The sequence below is a fragment of the Pseudolysobacter antarcticus genome, assembly GCF_004168365.1.
GTDB classification, from domain to species: Bacteria; Pseudomonadota; Gammaproteobacteria; order Xanthomonadales; family Rhodanobacteraceae; genus Pseudolysobacter; species Pseudolysobacter antarcticus.
This window is the reverse complement of sequence record NZ_CP035704.1, coordinates 798,806-822,584: the sequence shown is the minus strand read 5'-3', so window position 1 is coordinate 822,584 and position 23,779 is coordinate 798,806. Positions and strand designations below refer to the sequence as shown.

Below are 23,779 nucleotides of genomic sequence, written 5' to 3'. Positions count from 1 at the left end.
AATTTTTCGCTGTGAATAGCGGCGACTAACGCCAGCCGCGCCACCATGGGCGCGGTTCTTTGATGCTGCTGGCGACGTGCGGTTCCGCAGTTACCGCCCGCGCCGCCGGCAATTTTGCGGTTTCGTTGCGCAGCGTATCGAGCTCGGCCTCGAGCTCGGCGATGCGTCCGCCAGCGGCCATGTTCTTGCGGACTTCGTGATTGTAATGCGCGTATACCGATTCTTCGCGGTCGCCGAATAACGCGAGTCCCGGCAATGACAACGGCAGCTCGCGTTTGCTGCACACGGCGATGAAATACAGCGGTGCGTAATCGAGACTTTCGCTGATGTCGAGACCATCCTGCGCCGCGGTGGCAGCAATATGTCCAGAGGCTTTGGCATCGCCTTCATCCAGCGCCCATAGCACCGACTGGAACAGCAGTTTCTGCCCATACAATCGCACTGCCGGAAAATATCGCCGCAGCAAAACCAGCAACTCATCGCGGTACAGTTCGCGCACATGGAATTCGTTGCGGAATCCGGAAATATCGCTGTAGGTGAGTTTGTCCGGCGAGGAAATCAGCAGCACGCCGTCATCGCTCAAAACTCGCGCAAATCCCGCGACAAGTTCATCGTGGGCATGCACATGTTCGAGTGTCTCGAACGACGTCACGACATCGAAAGACGCCGCCGGCAAATCCAGCGCGGTGGCGTCGCCTTGCGCAAAACGCAGATTTGTCTGCGCGCCGTAACGCGCGCGCGCGTGCTCTACGGCTGAGTCCGAAATATCCACGCCCAACACGGCTTGCGCCACGCCGGCGAGCATCGCCGAACCATAACCTTCACCACACGCAGCGTCGAGCACGCGCTTGCCTTGCACCAGTTCACGCGCAAATGCATAACGATGCCAGTGCTCATACCAGATCTCGCGCTGACACTCCGGCGTGAAACGCTCGCCGTTGAATTCCAGCGGGGGTGTATTCACCGTACTCATGACGTTGTATCGACCTTGCCGCCGCTCAAGCTTGGCAAAATATCCGGGGTAATCCAGACGTGCGGCAGGCGCACGAGGCCGAGCTCGCGCGCATTGCCGCGGATGGTCAATCCACGCTCGATCGTATCGAACATTCGCACGCCTTCCGTATCCAGTGCATGCATGCGCACGGTGTAACCGCCAGGTAGCAAACATAGAGCGGGGAGGCGCACCTCGGCCATGTAGATCCCGGGCGATTGCAAAGTCACCTCGGCGCCGTCCATCTCGGTGCTGACGCCATACACCGGCGTGCTGTCGGCGCGCGCGATGCCGAGCATCACCACCGGCACACGACCATCGCGTGAATGTACCGTGGCGCGCACACGCAACTCTTCGCCGTGTTCGAGCAATAGCGGCATTTCGTGCGACTCATCGTTGAGCCAGACATCGAGCAAATGAAACTCCATACCCTGCGCTTCGACCACGGCGCGCTGCGGCGCCTGTGTGGTGTTTTTTCGCTCGTGATAGGACAGATAGGCCTGCGTCACATCGAACACATCGCCTTGTGCCGAGATCACGCCGCCTTTCAGCCAGATCGCGTGCTTACAGAGTTTCTGGATGTGATACATGCTGTGCGACACCAGCAGCAAGGTGCCGCCGGTTTCGAGATATTCCTCGATCCAGCGCACGCATTTTTTCTGGAACGATTCATCGCCGACGGCCAGCACTTCATCGGTGATCAGCAGATCGGGCCGTGTCGCCGCGACCACCGCAAATCCGAGCCGCACCACCATGCCGGATGAATAATGTTTTACCGGCTCGTCGATGTAATGACCGATGTCAGCGAACTCGATGATTTCCGGCAGTCGTTGGCGGATTTCGTCGCTGCTCAAACCGTATAACGCGGCACTCATCGCAATGTTTTCGCGGCCGCTGTATTCGGGATGAAAGCCCGCGCCAAGTTCGAGCAACGCGCCGATACGGCCATGCACCTTGACGTTGCCGCCGCTCGGTGTGAGCACGCCGGAAATCAGTTTCAACAAGGTCGATTTGCCAGCACCGTTTTCGCCGATCAACCCAACCGACTGACCGCGCCACACTTCGAGATTGATGTCGTGCAATACCGTAGTCGCATCGACCTCACGACGCCCGGCCAACAAGCGCAGCAAGGCGCGCAGGCGATCGCTGCGATGAAAAACCTTGGGATAGGATTTGCTCAGGCCATGTGCCTGAACCAGCAAGCCGGTTTTCGCGGACTGCTTCACAGGAAATCCTCGAAATGCGAGTCGAGCCGGCGAAACACGACAATGCCCAACGCCAGCACCGCGAGCGCCACGATCAGAGCCGCGAAACACGCGCCAGGCGCGATCGACTCGGAACCGAGCAACAACGCGCGCATCTGCTCCGGGTAATAGCTGAACGGGTTGAACCCCATCCAGTCGCGATACGGCTCGGGCAAGATTTCGCGCGGATAGAATATCGGCGAGGTGAATTGCCACAACATCATCAGTTGGGTCAACACTTGGCCAAGATCGCGCACAAAAACCTGCAGCGCCGAGAACAGAAAACCCAGTCCCAGTACGAGCAGCGCCATCTGCAAATACACCAGTAACGCCAACGGCAACATGATCAAATTGATCGGCGTACCCCACAGTGCCATCGCAATACAAATCGCGATGAAACCGAGCAGGTGCAAGGTCAAACTCGCGCCGACACTGGCGATCACGAGCACTTCGCGCGGCAGCGCCACCTTGCCGATCAGGCCGGCATTTTCCGGCAACACCGTGGTGCTGCGTGTGATCGCTTCGGAGAACGCGATCCACGGCCACAAACCCATCACCAGAAACGGAACAAAACCGATAGCGACCGCATTCTGCGCGCCCGCCTTGAAAATCGGTACAGCCTTGAAGATGTAGACGAATACAAAACTGTAGACCGCAAGCTGCATCAGCGGCTGCAACAGTGCCCACAGGCCGCCACTGAAACTGCCGAGGTAGCGATTGCGGATTTCGCGACGCGTGAAGTTAAGCGCCAGACTGAGTGCGCGCATGCGGTGATTATTCAAAAGTGTGCGGCGCCAGGCCTGAGCCGCGCATTATCGCCGACATGGCGCGCTGGAGCCAGCCACAGGCTGAAATCTCGTTCAGTGTTCGAGATAAGCCGCCCCGCCCAACTGGTGCACTTGGCGTTCGACCCAAGCAGCATGGCGCAATACGTAAGGCGTCGGCGGATCGATATGGTAACGGCGCGGACTCGGCAGCAGCGCAGTCAATAACGCGGCTTCATGCGCGCTCAGCGCACTCGCAGGCTTGTGGAAATAAATACGGCTGGCCGCCTCGGCGCCATAAATACCGTCACCGAATTCAGCGATGTTCAGATACACCTCAAGGATGCGGCGCTTCGGCCAGCACAACTCGATCAACACCGTGAAATAAGCTTCCAGCCCCTTGCGCACAAAGCTGCGCCCGCCCCAGAGGAACAGGTTTTTCGCGACCTGCTGCGAAATCGTGCTGGCGCCGCGCAATTTTTCTCCCGCGTCGGCTTCATCGAGCGCATCTTGAATCGCCTGCACGTCGAAGCCGTGATGGATCGGAAATTTCTGATCTTCGGAAGCGACCAGTGCAATCGGCAATTCGTTGCCCGCCTGCTGCCATGGAATCCATTGGTAACGCAGATGAAAATCCCGCTCTCCAGCGGCATGCGCATGGATCCAGCGACCGAGCATGAACGCACTCGTGACCGGCGGCACAAACCGCAGCACCAACACAATCAGCGACGTCAACAGCAGCCACGACAGCGACAAACGCCAAGTCCAGCGCCAGATACGCCGCCATGCGCCGCGCGGCTTGGTAATGCTGGGTGATGTCGAGTTCATGAAGGTAATCGGGCTGCCAACGATGCGGCCATGATCGCATCGTCGATCCTGTCCCGCGAGGACTTGCAATCCTTGTCACGACCTCCACCAATGAGGGTCAACTTTCGCACGCGGGATCGAGCATGGCCGACAATTCTGATTTTCTGCAACGTTTCATGCTCGAGAACGCGGGCGTTAGCGGAGCCATGGTGCGGCTTGAATCCACTTGGACTCACGTGCGCGAGCGTGCCGACTATCCGCCATCGGTCGCGAGAGTGCTTGCGGAAACCCTGGCCGCCAGCGCCTTGTTCACAGGCAACATCAAATTTCAGGGTCGGCTGTCAATCCAGCTCAAAGGCGGTGAAACCCTGCCGCTGGTTTTCAGCGAATGCACCCATGAAGGCCGTTTGCGCGGCCTGGCGCGCTGGCAGGACGAGATAGCCGCGGATTTCCCGGTCGGCAGCAGCGGTGTGGTTGTGGCAATCACGATCGAGCATGCAGACAGCCAGTTGCGCTCGCAAGGCCTGGTCTCGGTCGAGGAGAATGCCAGTCTGGCCGCCGCGTTCGAGCAATATTTCGATCGTTCCGAACAATTGCCAACGCGTTTATTGCTCGCGAGTGACGGCATTCGCTGCGGCGGTATCATGCTGCAACGCGTCGCCAGCGCGGGCGGTCACGATGCAGTGGTCGATGCCGATGCGTGGAACCGCGTCAACCATTTGCTGGCCACGTTGAGTGCCGAGGAATTGCTCAACCTGCCTGCCGAGATTCTCCTGCAACGCGTGTTTCACGAAGAAGACGTACGGTTGGCGGCGCTACGCCCGCTGCATTTTGGCTGCAGTTGCTCGCGCGAGCGCGTCGGCGGCATGCTGCGCGCACTTGGCCACGACGAAGCTCTGGCCGCGGTGCGCGAAGACGGTACGGCGGAAGTGATCTGCGAGTTCTGTAACACCAGCTATCGCTTCGACAGCGTCGATATCGAGCTATTGTTCAGCGATCAGCCAGTATCACCCGCCCCGCGCACCAATCAATAAATGTGAGTAACCGCACAAAGTTCTTGCACGAACTTGTTAATTTTTAATTGGAATTCAGTTATACTCGCAGCCAAAATAGGCGTTTGTAAGGGGTCTCGCTGATGGAACTTGGTCAGCGGGGAACAGTCTCAGCAACGCACAAATAAAAGTTAGATGGGTGTTATGCGTCGTTTTCTCGTCACCAGCTTGATGCTTGGCCTGCTGCCGTGGTTAACCCACGCGCAAAACGCGCCTGTGCCATCGCATGGCGAGGTCGCACCGGGTTATTCGCTGAATATTGCCGATGTTTTGCGCGCTGCAAATACCACACCAAAGACCAGCGGCGCGCCACAACTGATGCCGGTGTTCCGCTCCCAGGACGGTCGCTTGCTCGCGCTGGTAGCGTTGTCGGCGCCAAGCAGCGGCCCGCTGCGGCCCGCCTCGCCGCAAATCGGCGCGCCTACCGACTGGCGTCTGGTAGATATCACCGGGGCTGTTAGTGGCAATATCGGCTTGCGGCTCGGTGAAAACTACAACTACAACGTGAATGTAGGCCTCGGCGAACGTTTGCTGACTACGCCGACCACGGCCGCGAGCCTCGAAGTTTCGTGCGTTCCTGGCGCCAATTCGACATTGGGCCTGCCATGCTGGGCATCCGCGATCGGCGGCAGCAATACCCCAGTTATTGCCAGCGAATACAACGCCGTCATCGGCGCTGGCTGGTCTAATAACAGCAACTTCGGTCTCGACATTACCTACAATATGTCATGGCTGAATGGGGCTAGCACGCCGTTTTCGCATATCACTCCGGCTGCAGCCGATCTGTTTAGCCCGGTGACGGATGATCCGATCGCCTCCGCGTTGCCTAATATTATTGTTCCCGGAACCGCAGGCTATACCTCTGGCCTGGGCTCCACTCTCGCCGCGCACGCGCATTGGTGGCCGAGCATCGAAGACAATATCGATATCGGCGCCAGCTTGAGCCGCATCCAACTCAACGCGCTGGGATTCAATCCCGAACTGAGTTTCAATCAGGCAGCTCTCAGCTTGGGCCTGAATCACGGAGCGCTCAGTGGCGTGGTCATCGGTCGTGTGATAACCCCTGCTGCCCCGGTCAATATCGGCCAGCACTTCTCCGCGATTGATCTCGGTGTTTCGTGGCGTACGCCTTGGCAGGGCCAGCTCAGCATCGGCACGCAAAACCTGTGGTCCAGTGGCACCCCGCCGTTATCGCTTACTCCTGCTGCGCGCGATCCCGATGCAACACAAGCGCGCATGCCGTACGTGCAATATCATCAGGACCTCTGATTTCTCGGCACGGATTAACCTCTCGCCCGGGCCCCAGGGCTCCAGCTCGCAGCATAAGCGAGACTAATTATCCCGAACGACCTGCTCGCGAGCGTGTCTGCCCAGCGCAATCCTCGCGTTTCCTCCAGCCGCTGCAGCAACTGTCAGCAGGCGTCCAACATCGTCAAGCATTTACAAATTATCTGCAAACGACGCAAGGCCCTCGCTTTCCCTTATCTGACGCTAATCTGGCGACCGTCATACCCCGGTAATGCCCGTCATGTTAAGGCAGCAGGGGTTCCCATGTTAAAAGATTGTTGCTAGTATCGTCCGCTACCGAGGGTTTCGGTGAGCCGTAGCGGCTATCCCAGGATGGGAACACTAGTCCCGAATTTAGTCATAAGTCTGACGTTGGAGAGTAAAATGAGACTATCGAATAACGAGCTGTCATCGGCCGTGCGCCTCGCCCTCATGGGCGTGTCCGCCGTTGCCGGTATGAGTGCGATGCCTGTTTTTGCACAGGACGCAAACAAAGATTCAGGCCAGAAGCTGGAAACCATTGAGGTTACCGGTTCGCGCATTCGCCGCGTCGACGTTGAAACTGCCAGCCCAGTGCTGACGGTGGATCGCGCCGCAATCGAAAAGAGCGGCAAGCTCACCGTCGGTGACTTGGTTCAGGAACTGCCGAACATTTCCGGCAACGCCAACAACCCTTCCGTTAACAACGGTGGTGGTACCGGCGGTACGTTTATCTCGTTGCGCGGTTTGGGCACGAATCGTACCTTGGTACTGATCAACGGTCGCCGCATCCTCAACAACGACATCAATACCATCCCGAGCAACCTCGTGGAACGTATCGAAGTGCTGACCGACGGCGCCTCTGCCGTATACGGTTCGGACGCGATCGGTGGCGTAGTCAACTTCATCATGCGCACCAATTACCAGGGCGCCGAGCTGAGCACCAGCTACGGTATCTCGGACAAAGACGACGGCGAGCGCAAAGCGTTCAACCTGACCTTTGGCCAGACCTCGGACAAGGGCAGCATCGTCGGTGGTATCGACTACAACAAGTTCGACGGCATTTATTCCGGCAATCGCGATTACGGAAAGTTTGCGTTGACTCTCGGCAAGAAACAGCAGGCTGACGGTGGTTTCCCGGTGACGAAGGGCGGCTCGTTCGCTTCGCCGTCGGGCTACATCTCGGCACCGCAGTTTGCCGGTTGTGATAGCGCCGGCGGTACGTTCGACGCCACAGCGCCTGCTGGCGGCGGTATCCCGGCCAAGTTCCGCTGCTTCCAGAGCGGTACCGCCACCGGCACCGGTGATACGTACAACTATCAGGCAATCAACCTGATCTTTACGCCGCAAGAACGCACCAACGCATACGTGCTGGGCAACTACAAGCTCACCGATAGCGTTGAAGCGTACATGAGCGTTTTCCACAACAAGACCAAGTCGAATTCGCAGCTCGCACCGCTGCCGCTCGATTTGTATTCCGCGCACATCACGTTGGAAGCCGGTAGCCCGTACAACCCGTTCGGCACTAATATCGGTTACCTCGGCGATAACGGCCAAGTTAGCGATGGCTCGCAGGATCTCGCGATTCGTCTGGCAGCAATTGGCCCGCGTATCCAGAAATTCACCACCACCACCGATCAGGTCGTTGCCGGTTTGAAGGGTGCGATCGCCGATACGTCGTGGCAGTGGGATGCCAGTTTGAACTATGGTCATCTGAGCGCGCTCAACCAATTCTTCGGTTCGCTGGCGACGGGTGACTTGGCAGCCAGCGGCTCATTTAGCGCGAACTGTATCCCGAACAGCACGGGCAAGGGCGGTTGCGTCAATATCTTCAACCAGAACGATCCGAACACCGCAGCCATCCTGAAGCAGTATTCGGCCGCACCGTTCAAAAACACCCTGCAGACCGAGCGTCAGGCCGAGTTCAATATCAACGGCAACCTGTTTGACCTGCCGGCTGGCACAGTCAGCCTCGCCGCTGGTGGTTCGTACCGCAAGGAATACACCCACAGCACGGTGGATTATATCGCTCGCGCCAATCTGACCAACGGCAATTGCGCTGTGCAGATTTCTGCTTGCGGCACGCCGTTCCAAGGTGGTTTCAGCGTCAAGGAAGTCTATGCCGAAGTCCTGATCCCGCTGCTCAAGGATCTGCCGTTCGTGCATAGCCTGAACCTCGATCTTGGTGATCGTTATTCGGACTACAACACCTTCGGTTCGACCAACAACTGGAAAGCCGCGCTCGAATATCGTCCGCTGGAAGACCTGCTGTTGCGTGGTACGGTGTCGCAGGTATTCCGCGCACCGAACAACACCGAGTTGTTCGCTGGTTTGGCCGCATCCTTCGATACCTATACCAAGCCTGTCGGTGGCTTGTTGTCCAAGAATGGTAGCCAGGTTCAGACCTTCTTCTCCGGCGCAGCAGTTGCTGGTACGGTTTTGAAGCCAGAAGTTGGCAAATCCTTCGACTTCGGCGTGGTCTACGACCCGCATTGGCTCGATGGCCTGTCGCTGAGCGCCGATCTGTGGCGCGTCTACCTGCAGGACGATATCGTGCGCCTGACCGGCCAGACCATCGCCAACCTCTGCGCGAAGAACGCAGCCAGCCCGTACTGCTCCAGCATCGTTGTTGCCGGTGGCAAGATCTCGCAGATCAACACCGCCTATACCAACTTCGGTCGTCTCGACGTGCGTGGTGTGGACTTCGGTGCGAAATATCGTCTGCCAGAAACGTCGTTCGGCAAGTTCACCGTGGGTCTGGACACCACGTACAACGCGCAGTATGACAACACCACGATTGATGGTCCCAACACCACCGTCGTGCATTCCGCTGGCACGTACAACTCGCAGTTCGGCAATATCGCGCGCTGGCGTGGTCTGGGCACCCTTAACTGGAGCCTGGGTTCGTTCTCGGCCGGTTGGACCGCCCGTTATATCGGTGGTGAGAAAGTTCCGCTCGTGGGCCACGTTGGCGCATGGACGCAGAACAATCTGACTGCGGGCTATAACATCGCTCCGATCAATACCCGCGTTGATATTGGTATCGACAATATCGCCGACAAGCAGCCGACGTTCTTCTACTCGAACAACGTGACCAACGCCAACGTCGACGTGAATACGTATGACACCATTGGCCGCTACTACTGGGCACGTTTGAGCGTGAAGTTCTAAGCAATAGTTAAACGCTCAAGACAAACCGCGCGGTGCAAGCCGCGCGGTTTTTTTTTGCCCTGATATAGTGACGACGTTTTTTGTTGAACCCGCACCAAAATACGAGATGAGAGTTATGCCAGAGCAGAAAAGCGATAGTCTGAGCCAATTCGTGCGCTGCTACGACGATGCGCTGCCGCGCGAGTTTTGTGCTCAATTGATCGCCTCGTTTGATCGCACCAGCCACCTGCATATCGCGCACGGACGCAATCAGGAACGTGGCCTTGAGCAAAGCGCCTGGACCGAGGTCGACATCACGCCGCATGCCGATGATGCCTTCAAAGGATTTTTCATCGCACAGATTGAAACCTACCTGGCGCGCTACAACGCCGAGCAAAACCTGACGCTGCCAATTCAGGATCACAGTTTTTATCAGGAACTGCGTATCAAGCGTTATCGCGCTGGTGCAGACGAGGGTTTCCAGCCGCATTTCGATGCGCTCGGCCAACTATCACATCGATACATGGTGTTTTTGTGGTACCTCAACGACGTTGCCGAAGGCGGCGAAACCGAGTTCTGTGACCTCGGCATCAAGATCGCGCCGAAGGCCGGTCGGTTATTGATGTTCCCGCCGTACTGGATGTTCCAACATGCCGGTTTGCCGCCGATTTCAAACGACAAATACATCATCTCCACGTATCTGCTTTTTCCGCCCAATGCAGGCGCGCGCGCAGGCGTGAAGTGAACACTATTCAAAAACCTGCAGGCAAATAACCAAAACGCTTCATCTGTTCACGGTGATCGCCGATGACACGAATCACTTGTTCCCGGCTGAATTTTTCACGCCATTGATTGGCGCTTCCCGCCCGAAAAAAGCGTTCGGTCTTGCTGGATACTTCCACGAACCCATCGCGACGCTCGATGCTCGAAAGGGTTTTGAAACTGGCATGCTGAATCGCGCGCTCGACCCGACTACGATCATTATCCATTCCTACCAGACGGGCGATCTTGCCAAACCATTTGAGCGGCTTTTCGAGCATATCTTCATACCGAATAGTCAGGATTTTCGCATTGTCGCTATTGCTCCAGCTCTGCACGTGGCGCGACCATGAGCCGAGATGCTGGCTTACGAACATCGCATCGTTGAGCGTTGCGACATCATCCGACGCGAGACGCTGGATCGCTTCATCGAGGGTCAAGCCAAAGTGATGGGTCATGCTGACTGCGACATCCAGCGGATTTCGCACCACATAGATCGCACCCGCCGTGAGCGCCATATTGTGCAGTGGATAATCGTCGACACTGCCGGCCATGTTGTGCGTCTTGACGAAGACCGTCCCCGCTCTGCTAGTCGCGATGCGTGCGTGTACTTCGCTGCGCAAGGCACACAGTTCGGTGATGTCCAGTTCCGTGCTCGGGCGTCCGGCAATTTCACTGTAGAGATCGGGTCGCGCCTCGTCATCGCAATAACTGGACAACTGCGCCAGCGATAATGGCGCCGCCTGATTCGCGACAAGATTGGCGAGAAAGGCTCGCACCCATGTATTGCCAGACTTCGGGTAGGAAGCCAGCCAGAGAATATTGCTCATCGATAGCCGCCTGGTTTTCGCCGCATCATAACAGCCGGATTTAGTGATCGTCAGCCCGCTATCGTCGCGTCACTGTTATGGCTCGCTGCGAAATTCCAGTTACCATTGTCATATTCTCAGAGAAGTATCCATGAGCCATCCTGAAACAGCTGCCAGCTCGCCTGAGACAGCAGCAAATACCGCAGCCGATTTCATCGCGGAATACGCCAGGGATCTGAACAGCTTTGATCCGCAGGCGGCGCTGGCAGCATTGCAAGCGCGACTCGGCCGGTTCCCGCCGGCAGACTGGATCCATTGCGCGCAAGCTCTCATCGATGGTGGCGCGCTCCCAGAGGCAGCCGATCTGCTCACCGCGGCCGGCAAGCGTTTCCCCGATTCGGTGGAAGTCGGTTATTGGCTGGCTAACGTGTTTCGCCTGAGCGCGCATGATGTCGAAGCCGAAGCGCTGTTGCGTGCGTTGATTCAGATGCGTCCCGACTTTATCGACAGTCGGTTTCTGCTCGCACAAATCCTCAAGGAACAAGGCAAGCTATCGTCCGCCACCAGCACATTGCTGCCGCTACTGGAGTCGAATAGCGCGGACATTGAAACCACACTCGCCGCGGTGAAATTTCTCGATCAGTGTGGACGTGCAAAAGAAGCGGCGGAATTCTGCGAGAAAGCCATCGCAAACGGGATGCACGACACGCGCCTGTATGCGCACGCAGGTCGATATGCAGTCCAGCTAGGCCAATTCGATCTTGCCAGGGAACGTTATTTGCACGCATTGCATAGCGATGATCGCGTTCGCGAATGGCATATCCCGCAGGCATTATCCAGCACTCAGCGTTATGCAAGTTCGCAGCATCCGGATTTCGCACTGTTCGAGAATTTTCTGCAACATCCCGACCTGAGCAATAGCGTACGTGCATCGACGTTGTTTGCGCTCGGCAAAGCCTATGACGACATCGGCGACTACGCCGAAGCTGCCTCACATCTGAGCGAGGCGAATGCGCTGATCGATCGCGACGCGACTTGGTCGGATGCGGATTGGCAGCAAGCCATTGACGAAAAAATCCGCCACCCCATTTTTTCGTTGCATGCCCCGGCGGATAAAGACTGGACACCCGTATTCATCGTCGGCCTGCCACGCAGCGGCACCACGCTGGTGGAAGAAAGATTGATGCGGCATGCCGATGTCACTGGGCGCGGCGAACTGCCATGGATACCGTTTCTGGCCCAGCAATTTTTTCAACAGCCGCAAGCAATCGATGCCGGGGCAATACGCCGAGCCGCGGCAATCTATTCCACCCAAGTGCGCCAGGACGATCCACCGACACATTGGTATATCGACAAACAGCCGCTGAATTTCTTGCACCTCGACCTGATCGCAGCCTTGTTTCCGAACGCGAAGATCATCTATTGCGAACGCAATCTGCGCGATACAGCACTGTCAATCTGGAGTCAGAATTTTGCTGGCGACGAAGGCGGTTTCGCGTACGATTTTGCGAATATTGCCGGCCTCGCACGCGGTTGCGCGCGCATCATGGCGCACTGGCGCGCCACGTTGCCAATTCAAATCCATACTGTCGATTACGCGCAGATGGTACAGGCGCCAGAACAAACCATGACTGCACTGCAGGCATTCCTCGGACTGCCGGCACAGGATTTACTCGATACCAAACCGAAAGCGGAATCGTCGATTGCGACATCCAGCATGTGGCAGGCACGTCAGCCAATCTATCATCGTTCGATCAATCGCTGGCAGGCGTACGCGCCCTATCTGCCAAAGTTGGTCAAGCTTTTCCCCGATGGCAATAGCTGACGAATACCCATGCTGAATATGAAAAATGGCGCCGAGCGTATCGCGGAATATCAACGCGCCGCTGAACAGCGTGGCACCGCATTTGCGCGTGACGTTTTGCTGGCGCAACTGGAAAAACATCCACCAGAAGAATGGCTGGACTGTGCCCGTCTTTTTATCCTGCGTGGCGATACGTTGATCGCAAGTGCGTTGTTGCAACGGGCAACCGTTCTTTATCCCGCATCGAGCGAACTCGCTTATGCATTCGCCGGAATACTCTCGCAGCAAAAGAATTACCCGAGTGCCGAAGCACTACTGAGCTATTTGCTGGAGCAACATCCTGACGATATCGCGGCGACATTCCTGCTCGCCAAAATTTTCAAGCAACAAGGGAAAATGCATGCCGTCGGCGTGACTATTTCTGCTCTGTTCGAGCATGTGCAGACCGATATCGAATCCATCATCCAGGCGGTGGAGTTGCTGGATGAGTGCGGTCGTAAACACGAAGCCGCCGCCCTTTGCGAAAAGACGATTGCGGCCGGATCAAGCGATGCGCGTCTGTACGCTTACGCCGGCATGATCGCAATCCAGCTCGGCAATTTCGAGTTGGCGCGCGAGCGGTATCTATTTGCACTCGCGCACAATCCACGCGCGATGGAGTGGCAAGCGCCGCTCGCGCTGACGAATGCACAACGTTATCGTGACGCCAGTCATCCTGATTTCGCGTTGCTGCAAGATTGTTTGCAACGCACAACCGCCGATGACAAAGCGCGCGCGTCAATCCTGTTTGCACTCGGCAAGGCGCATGACGATATCGGCGACTACGCCACAGCAGCGCGATATTTCAGCGATGCCAACGCCATGGCGAATCATCTCGTGGAATGGTCGCGAAAGAACTGGCGGCGCGCGGTCGAGGCACGCCTCGCATCACGAAAATTGCCCGCGCCACTCGCGCCGGTAAAAGATTTTGCGCCGCTGTTCATCGTCGGCGCACCGCGCTCGGGAACCACCCTCGTCGCCGAATTGCTCGGACGTCATCCGGACGTTTGCAATCGCGGGGAACTCGCATGGCTACCCTACCTCGCGCAACGCTTGTCGTTGGCGGGCAAGATCGACACGCAGGCGTTGCGCGAAGTTGCCGACACATATCTGCAGCAACTGCGCCAGGACGATTCCAATGCGTTCTGGATGATCGACAAACAACCGTTGAATTTTCTGAACATCGATCTGATCGCGACGCTATTTCCGAACGCGCGCATCATCCATTGCCAGCGCAGCAGCCGCGATACCGCACTGTCGATCTGGTCGCAATATTTCGCGGGCCGCGAAAACGATTTCGCTTACGACTTTGCCGATATCGCCGCTGTGCTGCAGGGCTGCAATCGGCTGATGGCGCACTGGAAAAAAACCTCGCCGCTGCCGATTCACACCGTGCATTACGAGCAGCTCGCGAGTGATCCACAAAACACACTTGCCGCTCTAGGTGCATGGCTGGAACTCAGCGAGCAGGATTTGCTCGCAGCGAAACCGGAAACGGTATCGGTTGGTACATCCAGCCTATGGCAAGTTCGCCAACCGATCTACAGCCGATCAATCGGGCGCTGGCAGGCCTACGCGGATTACATTCCCGAGCTCAAAAAACTGTTCAGCGAGTAACCCGCTCGCTGCTGTCGCGACGTTCTCGCATCACTCTTTTTTCAGCGTGACGTCACCACTGAACGAGTTCAGCGAGATCTTCGCTTCGCCCGCGCCTGCCGTGGTTTCCAGGCTCGTGCCCGGGCCGAACTCCTGCGTTTTCGGCGTACCGAAATCGCTGCGAATCCTGCCGCTGAAACTTTCCGCTTCGATCCGCGCCGACAGATTGGCCGGCACGAAAATCTTGACTGCGCCGCTCATGCTTTCCGCCTCGACATGTGCGCCGCCTTCAAGCGCGGCATGAATTTCGATATCGCCGGAGACAGTGCCCGCATCGAGATCGTGCAGCGTGCTTGCCTGCAACCGCGCCCGCCCCGAAACGGTTTCGAGCTTGACCTTGCCCGACATGCCGCGCGCGTCGATGTCGCCGCTCACGGTTTCGATGTGGCTGCGCTTGGCGATCGCATTCAATTGCATGCCGCCGCTGACGCTGTTGACGTTCAGCTCGCCGACTTCGGCCTGCGCCTTGATCTGGCCGCTGACGCTTTCGATGCCGAGCGAAACGCCGGACAGATTGCTCACATCGACATCGGCGCTGACCACCTCGATCTTGACCACCGCGCGTCGCGGCAATTTGATATTCAGCAACGTATCCGAGCGCGGGCCGTCACCGAACCAGCCGCTCTTTTTTTCGCCTTCGACACGCACGCTCAGATGCGATCCGCCGCCTTCGATTTCGAGACCCTTGTTACCGTCGCCGAGCGTGCCGGTGATGCTGATTTCGTCCTTGTCCCAGCCACTGACGGTGACAGCGCCACGCACGTTTTCGATATCCACCTTGGCGTCGACGTGCAACGCGCGGGTTTCGCTGATCGGCGTGCCGGCAAAAGTGATGCCGGGCAACAACAGCGCGAGGGCATAAAAAATTGTCGTGAGTTTCATATAAAAATCCTCAACCCGCAGTCGCGGAAAGACGTGTCAGGCGCATGCGTTGCGCATTCGTGCGATTCAACAAGCCAACCAGAAATACCGCGTCGGGGCGCATTTCCATGGCTTGCTGCAATTCGGCGGTAGCGCTGTCCAGCTCGCGTGCGGCGCCGCTGAGATGGCGTTCGCTCGGGCTGGCCCAATCGAGTGCAGTGCGTGAAAGACGTGGCGCAAGATGATCGCTGCCATCACTCGACGCTGTTGCGGCGATCGGCATGGCACTGGTTGTCGGCGCAGCCACGCCGGCAATATTGCTCGGATCGTTCTGCGTCATGTATTGCTGCGCGACAAACACGCTGCCGAGCCCGACACACAAGATCGCAACTGCAGCCCAGGCCCAGCGCATCGGCGATACGCGTCGCGCCGATTGCTGCTGCGCAGATATGCCAGCGGCAATGTTCGCCCACAGATCGTTCTGCGGCTCGCGCGGCTGCGCCAGTGTGCGCAATTGGCGTTGCCATTCGAATTCGTTCATGCCGCTTCTCCTAAAACGCGCCGCAAGATGCCGCGGGCGCGATGCAATTGTGCTTTCGATGACCCGACCGCCATGCCGAGTTCGCCGGCGATTTCCTCGTGTTTCCAACCTTCGATATCGTGCAGTACCAAAACCGCCCGCGCTCGTGGCGGCAGCGCCGCAACGGCGCGCTCCAGATCACCACGTTCGGCGGCGCAAAATGCCGGTAATGCTTCTTCGATATTCTGCAGCGCGTCGTCGGCATCGTCATGCGCCGGCTGGCTGCTGCGTGATCGAATATCCATCAATGCGACGTTCACGGCAAGACGATGCAACCACGTCGAAAACGCACTCTCGAAACGGAAACTCGACAACTTCTGCCAGGCGCGGATGAACGCCTCCTGGGTGATCTCCTCGGCCCGCGCCGAGTCGCTGCCGCTGAGCCGCCACACGGCGCCGTGCACGCGCCCGACATGACGCCGATACAAGGCCTCGAACGCGCGTACCTGCCCGCTCTGCGCGCCACGCACGAGCTGCGCGTCGCTGGTTTCGTCCTGCGGTCGGTCGGCTAATGCCATAGGGAAAGAGAGTATCGCAGCATTCATGGTGTCCGTTGGATGCGACACCGGCGCAAATGGTTTAGCCGACACCGCGCGACGAACATGTGGACAGCGCGCGAGCATGTATTGCCGCGGCGCGGATCGTCGCAAAATGGATATCGACGATATCGTCGATGTCGTGCGCGTAACCGCCAGCCATGCTGATCGCCAATGGCAGGCCGTGTCGCGCACACGCGGCAAGTACGCAACGATCACGCTCAGCCAAGCCGGGCTTGCTCAAGCCGAGCCGGCCGAGTCGATCGCCGCCATACGGATCGGCACCGGCCAGATAGATCACCGCATCCGCCGCCGCGCGTTCAATCGCCAACGGCAGAAACTGCGCGAGCTGATCGAGATACAAGACATCGCTGCAAGCGTCGGGCAATTCGACGTCGAGATCGCTCTGCTGTTTGTGCACTGGATAATTGCGCTCGCCATGCATCGAGAACGTAAAAATGCAGTCATCCTCACGTGTGATTGCGGCTGTGCCGTCGCCCTGATGCACATCCAGATCCACGACCAGGATGTGTCTCGCCAATCCTAGCGCCTGCACGTAACGCGCGGCGATCACGGTATCGTTGAACACGCAATAGCCACCGCCGTGATCGGCAAACGCGTGATGCGTGCCGCCCGCGAGATTGACCGCGACACCGTCACCGCGCAGCGCGGCTTCAAGCGCCGACATCGTGCTGCCGGCGGATCGGCGCGAGCGTTCGATCATCATCGCCGACCACGGAAAACCGATCTTGCGCTGCTCCGTCGCGGTCAACTCACCGCGAATCGCACGCTGCACATAATCCGGCGTATGCACGCGCAGCAAATCGATTTCGCTGGCGGGTTGCGGCTCGACCAACTCTATATCGAGCGCCTGCGCATCGGCAAATACGCGCTGATATAGAAGCGCGTACTTGCTCATCGGAAAACGATGTTCAGGCGGCAACGGCAAAACGAAATGATGGCAATAAAAAGCCTTCACGAGCGCGTTGCCGCATGCCGCATCACGATCGCGCGACTAGGCCAGCGCGGCCGCCACACGTTGCTGTTCGGCATGCAACGCCGGCGGCGTATGCGTACCGTAGGAGGCGAGATATTCGCCGATCGCCGCGATTTCCTTTTTCCAACCGGCATGATCGATCGCCAGCAGCGCTGCGAGTTGCGGCGCGCCGATCGCCAGACCATCGAGATTCAGATCCTGCGCGCGTGGCAGACTGCCGATCGGCGTTTCGATCGCCGCGGCCTTGCCCGTGCAGCGCGCTACTACCCATTCGAGCACACGCATGTTGTCGCCGAATCCCGGCCACAGGAATTTGCCGTCCATGCCCTTGCGAAACCAGTTGACGTGAAAGATTTTCGGCAGCTTGCCGGCCTTGTCGGCAAACGATAACCAGTGGCTGAAATAGTCGCCAAAGTTGTAGCCACAGAAAGGTTTCATCGCCATCGAATCGCGACGTACCACGCCGACTGCGCCGGTCGCGGCGGCAGTGGTTTCCGAGGCCATGCTCGCACCGACCAGCACGCCGTGCGCCCAGTCGCGCGCCTCGAACACCAGCGGTACGAGCGACTCGCGCCGTCCACCGAAAATGATCGCGGACAGCGGCACGCCCTGCGCGTCTTCCGCGTGCGGCGAGAAGCTCGGACATTGCCGCGCCGACACGGTGAAGCGCGAATTCGGATGCGCCGCCGGACCGTTCGCTGGATCGTAGTCGCGACCTTGCCAATCCTTCGCCGGCACGGTGTCGTTCAAACCCTCCCACCACGGCTGGTTATCGGCGGTGACCGCGACGTTGGTAAAGATCGCGTCGTGATCGAGCATCGCCAGCGCATTCGCATTAGTCTTGGCACTGGTGCCGGGTGCCACGCCGAAGAAACCGGCCTCGGGATTGATCGCCCACAGGCGGCCATCGGCGCCGGGCTGCATCCAGCAGATATCGTCGCCGACAGTCCAGATTTTCCAGCCTAGATACGCGGCGGGCGGAATCAGCATCGCAAGGTTGGTTTTACCGCACGCCGACGGAAAAGCCGCGGCGACATAAAACGTTTCGCCCTGCGGATTTTCGATGCCGACGATCAGCATATGTTCGGCCAGCCAGCCTTCGCTGCGCGCCTGCCACGAGGCAATGCGCAACGCATGGCATTTCTTGCCGAGCAAAGCATTGCCGCCGTAACCCGAGCCGATCGACTTGATCGCGAGTTCTTCGGGGAAATGCATGATGAAGCGTTTTTCCGGATCGCGTTCAGCGACCGAATGCAGGCCTTTGACGAAACGGCCTTCGCGCTCGATACGCGCCTGTGCCGCCGCACCCATGCGCGTCATGATGCGCATGTTCGCGACCACGTAAGCGCTGTCAGTAATCTCCACGCCGCAACGCGCGATCGGCGAATCGATCGGCCCCATGCAATACGGAATCACATACAAGGTGCGACCACGCATGCTGCCGGCGAACAACGCGTCGATCTTCGCGTGCGCTTCGGTTGGCGCCATCCAGTGATTGTTCGGGCCGGCATCGTCCTTGTTCTCGGTGCAGACAAAGGTCAGATGTTCTACACGCGCGACATCCGACGGATGCGAGCGATGCAGATAGCAATTCGGATGCGTGTTTGGGTTCAGTTCGATCAGATCGCCGGACTCCAGCATGAGTTCGGTCAGCGCTTCGTTCTCGGCCTCGCTGCCGTCACACCAATGAATGCGATCGGGCTGGGTAAGTCGCGCGACCTCATCGACCCAGCGATTCAGTGTTTCCAATTTGCTTGCCATGAATTCCTCGAAGGCTTGCGCCCAAAGCTGATAAAAACGGTATGGCGCGCGCGCTGCGATCGCGCAGCGGTGCAGCCTGGCAATGCCGATCCCGATCAGTCAGGAATCAGCGAGGCGATGGTGTGTTCGACATAGGATTCGTATTGCGCATGATCCATGCGCGGCACGATCAGCTGCAGCGAGAGCTGCAAAAATCCGACGTAAGCCGAATAAGCAAGCCGCGCGCGATGAACCGCCTGGCTGCGCTCCATGCCGGCCTGGCGATATGCGATGGTCAGAAAATCCATGCGGCGCTGGCCAACGCGGCGCATCAGCGGCGCGACCTGAGCGTGCTCCAATGCGCCCATCAACGCGGAATAAATCACGTGCGATTTTATTTCGCGACTGGTGCGGCGAAACAATTCGCGCAGACGTTCGCGCGGGTCGGCGATCGGTTCGACCGGGCCGAGCACGTTCAACTCGTCGTCGCGCTCCCAGCGTTCTAGTGCGGCCTTCAGCAAGGCCTCGCGCGTGGCGAAGTGCCAATAGAAACTGCCCTTGGTCACACCGAGCCGGCGCGCCAGCGATTCGACCGCGACAGCGCCCACGCCCTGCTCCGCAATCATGTCGAGCGCACCGATTTCCCAATCGGTGGCGCTCAGGCGCGAAGGGCGTTCCAGTTTTTTGACGATACTCAACATGCGGTGATGGTGACGCAAGCCAGTGGAAAGGTGAAGCCGCAGTGCAGCGCACGCGATCCGACATTCTAACTAATCGGCGCGCTCCATACTTTCCATACGCGTGCGTATTGACAGCCTTGGGCGCAAATACCATACTCGGCGGTATGGTTTCCGTCGAAATATTTTCCACCCCGCCGCGCGCCAGCTCGCAAGTCCGCTTGCCAGCCGCGGATGGCCTGCATCTGGCGCTCGAATACTTCGGCGATCCCAGCGCGCCGACCGTGGTGTTTGCGCACGGTTTCGGCCAGACCCGCCAAGCCTGGCGCAATACCGCGATGCAGCTCGCTGAACAAGGCTGGTGTTGCATCAGTGCAGACGGACGCGGACATGGCGACAGCGCTTGGCTCCCAGGCGGTGATTATTCGATGCAGCAGTTCACCAGCGATCTGATCCAGATTGCGCGTGGATGTGCCGCGCCGCCGGTGCTGGTCGGTGCCTCGATGGGCGGCCTGCTCGCGCTCGCCGCCGAAGCCGAAGCCGGGCCGGGGCTGTTTCGCGCGCTGGTGTTGGTCGATATCACTCCGCGCTGGGAAACCGCCGGGGTCGAACGCATTCTCAAGTTCATGCGCGCGTTTCCCGATGGCTTTGCCGATCTCGATGAAGCCGCTGCAGCGATCAAGGAATACCTGCCGCAACGCCGCGAAAGCACACCGAGCGAACGCCTGCGCAAATACCTCGTGCCGCGCGACGATGGCCGATTGCGCTGGCACTGGGATCCGCGCCTGCTCGATATCGTCGCCGGCGACAGCACCCAACAACAGGCCGATCTTGCGATCGCCGCCAAGGCCATTCGCATTCCCACTTTGCTCATCAGCGGCAGCGAAAGCGACATCGTATCGAGCGCGACGATCGACGAATTTCTCGCGTTGGTGCCGCACGCAAAACACGTTGCCGTGCCACGCGCCACGCACATGCTGGTCGGCGATCGCAATGATGTATTCACCGACGCCGTTCTCGAATTCATTCAACCGCTGCGCGAAACAGCAGCGGATTTCACAGGAGTAAGACCATGAGTTCCTGGTATCCGATTCTCGCCGTACTTGTCAGCTCGCTGGCCTGCGCGTATCTGCGCGTGAACCTGCGCAACTGGAGCATCGTCACTGCTGCCGCATTGATCATCGCCGCCATGGTTGCGCAAAGCTCGTGGCTCAGCACGATCATCAGCGCGGCGATATTCGCGTTGATTGTCGTGCCGCTGAATCTGCCGGACTTCCGCCGCAAGCGCCTGACCGCGCCGCTGCTGGCGATCTATCAGAAGATCACGCCGGAAATTTCCGACACCGAAAAAGTTGCGCTCGAAGCCGGCACAGTCGGTTTCGAAGGCGAGCTGTTCAGCGGCAAACCGGACTGGAAACAATTGCTGTCGCAACCGGTGCCGCAGTTGAGTCTGGAAGAGCAAGCCTTTCTCGACGGGCCGTGCGAACAGCTCTGCCAGATCATCAACGATTGGGAAATCACGCACGAACGCGCCGACCTGACGCCGGAAGTGTGGGACTTCATCAAGACCCACAAATTCTTCGGCATGATCATTCCGAAAAAATACGGCGGCCTCGAATTCTCTGCACTAGCGCACTCCGCGGTGCTGCAGAAAGTCGCGAGTATTTCGGGCACGGTTTCCTCGACGATTGCGGTGCCGAACTCGCTTGGCCCGGCCGAACTGCTGCTGCATTACGGCAGCGACGAACACAAGAATTATTACCTGCCGCGTCTCGCCGACGGCCGCGAGATTCCGTGCTTCGCCCTGACCGGCCCAACCGCCGGTTCGGATGCGACCTCGATTCCCGACACCGGCATCGTCTGCAAGGGCGAGTGGCAAGGCGCGACCGTGCTCGGCGTGCGCCTGACGTTCGACAAACGCTACATCACCTTGGCGCCGGTCGCGACCTTGGTCGGCCTCGCATTCCGCATGTACGATCCGGACGGTTTGCTCGGCGAGAAAAAAGATATCGGCATCACCTTGGCGTTGTTGCCGCGTGATGTGAAGGGTCTCGAAATCGGCCGTCGCCATTTCCCGCTGAACGTTCCGTTCCAGAACGGCCCGGTGCGTGGCAAAGATGTGTTTGTGCCGCTGTCGCAGCTGATCGGCGGCGCCGAAATGGCCGGCCACGGCTGGCGCATGCTGGTCGAATGCCTGTCGGTGGGTCGTGCGATTTCGCTGCCGTCGAACGCCACGGGCGCGATGAAGATGGGCACGATCGCGACCGGCGCATATGCGCGCATGCGCAAGCAGTTCGGCATGTCGATCGGTCGTTTCGAAGGCATCGAAGAAGCGCTCGCGCGTATCGGCGGTTACACCTACGCCGTGACTGCACTATCTCGCGCGACTGCCGCAGCGGTCGATCGTGGCGAAAAACCCGCTGTGCCATCGGCCATCGCAAAATTCCACGCCACCGATATGGGTCGCCAGGTTATCACCGACGCGATGGATATCCACGGCGGCAAGGGCGTGATTCTCGGCCCGAAAAACTATCTCGGTCGGGCCTGGCAAGGGGCGCCGATCGGCATCACGGTGGAAGGCGCGAACATTCTCACTCGCAGCCTCATGATCTTCGGCCAGGGCGCGATTCGCTGCCATCCGTACGTGCTCCAGGAAATGCTCGCGGCACAGGAACCGGACTACCGCACGCGCCTGAAAACCTTCGACACCTTGTTGTTTAAGCACATCGGTTTTGCGATTTCAAACGCCGTGCGCAGCTTCGTGCTCGGCCTCACGCATGGATCCATCGGCGCCGCACCCGGCGACAAATACACCAAACGTTATTATCGAAAACTCAATCGCTACAGCGCCGCATTGGCGTTGTGCGCCGATACCTCGATGCTCGTGCTCGGCGGCAAACTCAAGCGGAAAGAAAAACTTTCGGCACGCCTGGGCGATGTGTTGAGCCAATTGTATATTTCAAGCTCGATGCTGAAGCGCTACGAGGATCAAGGTCGCCCGCTCGCCGATCAGCCGCTGCTGGCGTGGGCGATTCACGACAGCGTATACAAGATGCAGACCGCACTCGACGGCGTATTGCGCAACTTCCCGGTGCGCCCGGTCGCGTGGGTTTTGCGCGCACTGGTGATGCCGCTGGGTCGGCGCGAGGAGACGCCGAGCGATCGTCTCGGCAGCAAGGTTTGCGAGCTGTTGCTGGCACCGTCGGAATCCCGCACGCGCTTCGGCGAGTGGCTGTATCTGACACCGGCGCCGAACAACATGATCGGCCGCATGCACGCCGTGCTCGGCGAGGTCATTGCCGCTGAACCGATGGAACGCAAGATCGCCAAGGCGCTTAGGAGCGGCACGCTGAAAACACTCGATCATGCCGAACAACTGATCGAAGCCGAACAGCTTGCAGTGATCAGCGGCGACGAACGCAAACTGCTGGAAAAAACCCGCGCGGCTGTCGCCGAATTTATTGCGGTCGATGATTTCGACAGCAGCGAACTCGAAGCGGCGGTCAAGCAGGCGAAACGTCCCGCATTACGTTCCGCGGCCTGATCGAATCGGAGAAACCACGTCATGCGCTCGGTACTGGAGTCCTACGAGCGTTTGACGCGCTGGCCCGGCGGTCGCTGGCTGTTTTCGCGTCTGGTATGTTTTCGCGCACCCTATTTCGCGAGCATCCATCCGCTGATAGAAACGCTCGCGAGCGGCGAATGTGTGGTGTCGATCCGGCATCGCCGCAGTGTGACCAATCACATCGGCACCGTGCACGCGATTGCACTCTGCAATATGGCCGAACTTGCTGCCGGCCTGTGCACTGATGTGAGCCTGCCCGGCGACATGCGCTGGATCCCGAAAGGCATGACGGTGGAATATTTGCAGAAGGCAGTCGGCACGATGCACGCACGCGCAAAACTCGATATCTTGCCGGTATCAAGCAGTGACGGTTACGAGTTTGTGCTGCCGGTCGAAGTGAATGACGGCGCCGGGAAAACCGTATTTCGCGCGTCGATCAAGATGTGGATTTCGCCGCGCCAAAAACGCGACTGAAATACAAC

General features: G+C 58.7%; 20 protein-coding genes. 9 read left to right on the top strand and 11 right to left on the bottom strand.

All coding sequences use genetic code 11. The annotated features are described in order from the left end of the window. Positions 1–25: 25 nt before the first annotated feature. From ELE36_RS03520 to mtgA, 4 genes are all read right to left on the bottom strand, one after another. Positions 26–973, bottom strand: a complete 948-nt coding sequence (locus ELE36_RS03520) for a class I SAM-dependent methyltransferase (RefSeq protein ID WP_129831778.1) — start codon at positions 971–973, stop codon at positions 26–28. Beyond that, positions 970–2,217: an ABC transporter ATP-binding protein gene (locus ELE36_RS03515; RefSeq protein WP_207215853.1), complete on the bottom strand. Its 1,248-nt coding sequence runs from the start codon at positions 2,215–2,217 to the stop codon at positions 970–972. Before ELE36_RS03515 ends, ELE36_RS03520 begins: the two co-directional genes overlap by 4 nt. Continuing rightward, positions 2,214–3,002 (bottom strand): ABC transporter permease, encoded by a 789-nt coding sequence (locus tag ELE36_RS03510; protein ID WP_129831777.1) that lies wholly within the window; start codon positions 3,000–3,002, stop codon positions 2,214–2,216. Before ELE36_RS03510 ends, ELE36_RS03515 begins: the two co-directional genes overlap by 4 nt. Before the next feature lie 93 nt (positions 3,003–3,095). Beyond that, positions 3,096–3,827: a monofunctional biosynthetic peptidoglycan transglycosylase gene (gene mtgA / locus ELE36_RS03505; protein ID WP_129831776.1), complete on the bottom strand. Its 732-nt coding sequence runs from the start codon at positions 3,825–3,827 to the stop codon at positions 3,096–3,098. 122 nt (positions 3,828–3,949) lie between these two features. Here mtgA and hslO point away from each other — a divergent pair, with 122 nt between their 5' ends. From hslO to ELE36_RS03485, 4 genes are all read left to right on the top strand, one after another. Further along, positions 3,950–4,840, top strand: coding sequence for an Hsp33 family molecular chaperone HslO (hslO, locus tag ELE36_RS03500; protein WP_129831775.1), 891 nt, complete (start codon positions 3,950–3,952; stop codon positions 4,838–4,840). A 162-nt stretch (positions 4,841–5,002) separates the two neighbouring features. Further along, positions 5,003–6,127: a hypothetical protein gene (locus ELE36_RS03495; RefSeq protein ID WP_129831774.1), complete on the top strand. Its 1,125-nt coding sequence runs from the start codon at positions 5,003–5,005 to the stop codon at positions 6,125–6,127. Between the two features lie 402 nt (positions 6,128–6,529). Then, a complete protein-coding gene (locus ELE36_RS03490; protein WP_129831773.1) occupies positions 6,530–9,295 on the top strand; it encodes a TonB-dependent receptor domain-containing protein in 2,766 nt (921 codons plus the stop codon). A 115-nt stretch (positions 9,296–9,410) separates the two neighbouring features. After that, positions 9,411–10,019 carry a 2OG-Fe(II) oxygenase family protein gene (locus tag ELE36_RS03485; protein WP_129831772.1) on the top strand — a complete coding sequence of 203 codons (609 nt, stop codon included), beginning with the start codon at positions 9,411–9,413 and terminating at the stop codon, positions 10,017–10,019. Between the two features lie 7 nt (positions 10,020–10,026). Here ELE36_RS03485 and ELE36_RS03480 read toward each other — a convergent pair whose 3' ends face one another. Next, positions 10,027–10,863 (bottom strand): sulfotransferase domain-containing protein, encoded by an 837-nt coding sequence (locus ELE36_RS03480; protein WP_129831771.1) that lies wholly within the window; start codon positions 10,861–10,863, stop codon positions 10,027–10,029. A gap of 130 nt (positions 10,864–10,993) precedes the next feature. Between ELE36_RS03480 and ELE36_RS03475 the strand changes: the two genes are divergently transcribed. Both ELE36_RS03475 and ELE36_RS03470 read left to right on the top strand, forming a co-directional pair. Beyond that, positions 10,994–12,667, top strand: coding sequence for a tetratricopeptide repeat-containing sulfotransferase family protein (locus tag ELE36_RS03475; RefSeq protein WP_129831770.1), 1,674 nt, complete (start codon positions 10,994–10,996; stop codon positions 12,665–12,667). 9 nt (positions 12,668–12,676) lie between these two features. After that, positions 12,677–14,302 carry a tetratricopeptide repeat-containing sulfotransferase family protein gene (locus ELE36_RS03470; RefSeq protein ID WP_129831769.1) on the top strand — a complete coding sequence of 542 codons (1,626 nt, stop codon included), beginning with the start codon at positions 12,677–12,679 and terminating at the stop codon, positions 14,300–14,302. Between the two features lie 30 nt (positions 14,303–14,332). Here ELE36_RS03470 and ELE36_RS03465 read toward each other — a convergent pair whose 3' ends face one another. The 6 genes from ELE36_RS03465 to ELE36_RS03440 all read right to left on the bottom strand — a co-directional run bounded on the left by ELE36_RS03465 (position 14,333) and on the right by ELE36_RS03440 (position 19,756). After that, complete coding sequence (locus tag ELE36_RS03465; RefSeq protein WP_129831768.1) at positions 14,333–15,223, bottom strand: DUF4097 family beta strand repeat-containing protein; 891 nt, start codon at positions 15,221–15,223, stop codon at positions 14,333–14,335. 10 nt (positions 15,224–15,233) lie between these two features. Then, positions 15,234–15,743: a hypothetical protein gene (locus ELE36_RS03460; protein ID WP_129831767.1), complete on the bottom strand. Its 510-nt coding sequence runs from the start codon at positions 15,741–15,743 to the stop codon at positions 15,234–15,236. Then, the gene (locus ELE36_RS03455) at positions 15,740–16,300 is read right to left on the bottom strand and encodes an RNA polymerase sigma factor (protein ID WP_129831766.1); all 561 of its coding nucleotides are present in this window, start codon (positions 16,298–16,300) and stop codon (positions 15,740–15,742) included. The genes ELE36_RS03460 and ELE36_RS03455 overlap by 4 nt, the downstream gene beginning before the upstream one ends. Positions 16,301–16,361: 61 nt before the next feature. Then, entirely contained in the window at positions 16,362–17,237 is an 876-nt protein-coding gene (locus ELE36_RS03450; RefSeq protein ID WP_207215852.1) for a histone deacetylase family protein, read from the bottom strand. 96 nt (positions 17,238–17,333) lie between these two features. Beyond that, on the bottom strand, positions 17,334–19,076 hold the full coding sequence (locus ELE36_RS03445; RefSeq protein ID WP_129831764.1) for a phosphoenolpyruvate carboxykinase (GTP): 1,743 nt from the start codon (positions 19,074–19,076) through the stop codon (positions 17,334–17,336). 95 nt (positions 19,077–19,171) lie between these two features. Next, positions 19,172–19,756, bottom strand: coding sequence for a TetR/AcrR family transcriptional regulator (locus ELE36_RS03440; protein ID WP_129831763.1), 585 nt, complete (start codon positions 19,754–19,756; stop codon positions 19,172–19,174). 143 nt (positions 19,757–19,899) lie between these two features. Here ELE36_RS03440 and ELE36_RS03435 point away from each other — a divergent pair, with 143 nt between their 5' ends. Genes ELE36_RS03435 through ELE36_RS03425 form a run of 3 tightly spaced genes read left to right on the top strand, consistent with a single transcriptional unit; the run spans position 19,900 to position 23,771 of the window. Further along, positions 19,900–20,808: an alpha/beta fold hydrolase gene (locus tag ELE36_RS03435; RefSeq protein ID WP_129831762.1), complete on the top strand. Its 909-nt coding sequence runs from the start codon at positions 19,900–19,902 to the stop codon at positions 20,806–20,808. Next, positions 20,805–23,276, top strand: a complete 2,472-nt coding sequence (locus ELE36_RS03430; RefSeq protein ID WP_129831761.1) for an acyl-CoA dehydrogenase — start codon at positions 20,805–20,807, stop codon at positions 23,274–23,276. The genes ELE36_RS03435 and ELE36_RS03430 overlap by 4 nt, the downstream gene beginning before the upstream one ends. Before the next feature lie 21 nt (positions 23,277–23,297). Further along, the gene (locus tag ELE36_RS03425) at positions 23,298–23,771 is read left to right on the top strand and encodes a hotdog fold domain-containing protein (protein ID WP_129831760.1); all 474 of its coding nucleotides are present in this window, start codon (positions 23,298–23,300) and stop codon (positions 23,769–23,771) included. Positions 23,772–23,779: the final 8 nt, after the last annotated feature.

What these genes read in the sequence shown, in the direction of transcription:
- ELE36_RS03520 (WP_129831778.1), bottom strand. Translation starts at nt 973, where the DNA reads ATGAGTACGGTGAATACACCCCCGCTGGAATTCAACGGCGAGCGTTTC.
- ELE36_RS03510 (WP_129831777.1), bottom strand. Translation starts at nt 3,002, where the DNA reads ATGCGCGCACTCAGTCTGGCGCTTAACTTCACGCGTCGCGAAATCCGC.
- mtgA (WP_129831776.1), bottom strand. Translation starts at nt 3,827, where the DNA reads ATGAACTCGACATCACCCAGCATTACCAAGCCGCGCGGCGCATGGCGG.
- hslO (WP_129831775.1), top strand. Translation starts at nt 3,950, where the DNA reads ATGGCCGACAATTCTGATTTTCTGCAACGTTTCATGCTCGAGAACGCG.
- ELE36_RS03495 (WP_129831774.1), top strand. Translation starts at nt 5,003, where the DNA reads ATGCGTCGTTTTCTCGTCACCAGCTTGATGCTTGGCCTGCTGCCGTGG.
- ELE36_RS03490 (WP_129831773.1), top strand. Translation starts at nt 6,530, where the DNA reads ATGAGACTATCGAATAACGAGCTGTCATCGGCCGTGCGCCTCGCCCTC.
- ELE36_RS03485 (WP_129831772.1), top strand. Translation starts at nt 9,411, where the DNA reads ATGCCAGAGCAGAAAAGCGATAGTCTGAGCCAATTCGTGCGCTGCTAC.
- ELE36_RS03480 (WP_129831771.1), bottom strand. Translation starts at nt 10,863, where the DNA reads ATGAGCAATATTCTCTGGCTGGCTTCCTACCCGAAGTCTGGCAATACA.
- ELE36_RS03475 (WP_129831770.1), top strand. Translation starts at nt 10,994, where the DNA reads ATGAGCCATCCTGAAACAGCTGCCAGCTCGCCTGAGACAGCAGCAAAT.
- ELE36_RS03470 (WP_129831769.1), top strand. Translation starts at nt 12,677, where the DNA reads ATGCTGAATATGAAAAATGGCGCCGAGCGTATCGCGGAATATCAACGC.
- ELE36_RS03465 (WP_129831768.1), bottom strand. Translation starts at nt 15,223, where the DNA reads ATGAAACTCACGACAATTTTTTATGCCCTCGCGCTGTTGTTGCCCGGC.
- ELE36_RS03460 (WP_129831767.1), bottom strand. Translation starts at nt 15,743, where the DNA reads ATGAACGAATTCGAATGGCAACGCCAATTGCGCACACTGGCGCAGCCG.
- ELE36_RS03455 (WP_129831766.1), bottom strand. Translation starts at nt 16,300, where the DNA reads ATGGCATTAGCCGACCGACCGCAGGACGAAACCAGCGACGCGCAGCTC.
- ELE36_RS03450 (WP_207215852.1), bottom strand. Translation starts at nt 17,237, where the DNA reads ATGAGCAAGTACGCGCTTCTATATCAGCGCGTATTTGCCGATGCGCAG.
- ELE36_RS03445 (WP_129831764.1), bottom strand. Translation starts at nt 19,076, where the DNA reads ATGGCAAGCAAATTGGAAACACTGAATCGCTGGGTCGATGAGGTCGCG.
- ELE36_RS03440 (WP_129831763.1), bottom strand. Translation starts at nt 19,756, where the DNA reads ATGTTGAGTATCGTCAAAAAACTGGAACGCCCTTCGCGCCTGAGCGCC.
- ELE36_RS03435 (WP_129831762.1), top strand. Translation starts at nt 19,900, where the DNA reads ATGGTTTCCGTCGAAATATTTTCCACCCCGCCGCGCGCCAGCTCGCAA.
- ELE36_RS03430 (WP_129831761.1), top strand. Translation starts at nt 20,805, where the DNA reads ATGAGTTCCTGGTATCCGATTCTCGCCGTACTTGTCAGCTCGCTGGCC.
- ELE36_RS03425 (WP_129831760.1), top strand. Translation starts at nt 23,298, where the DNA reads ATGCGCTCGGTACTGGAGTCCTACGAGCGTTTGACGCGCTGGCCCGGC.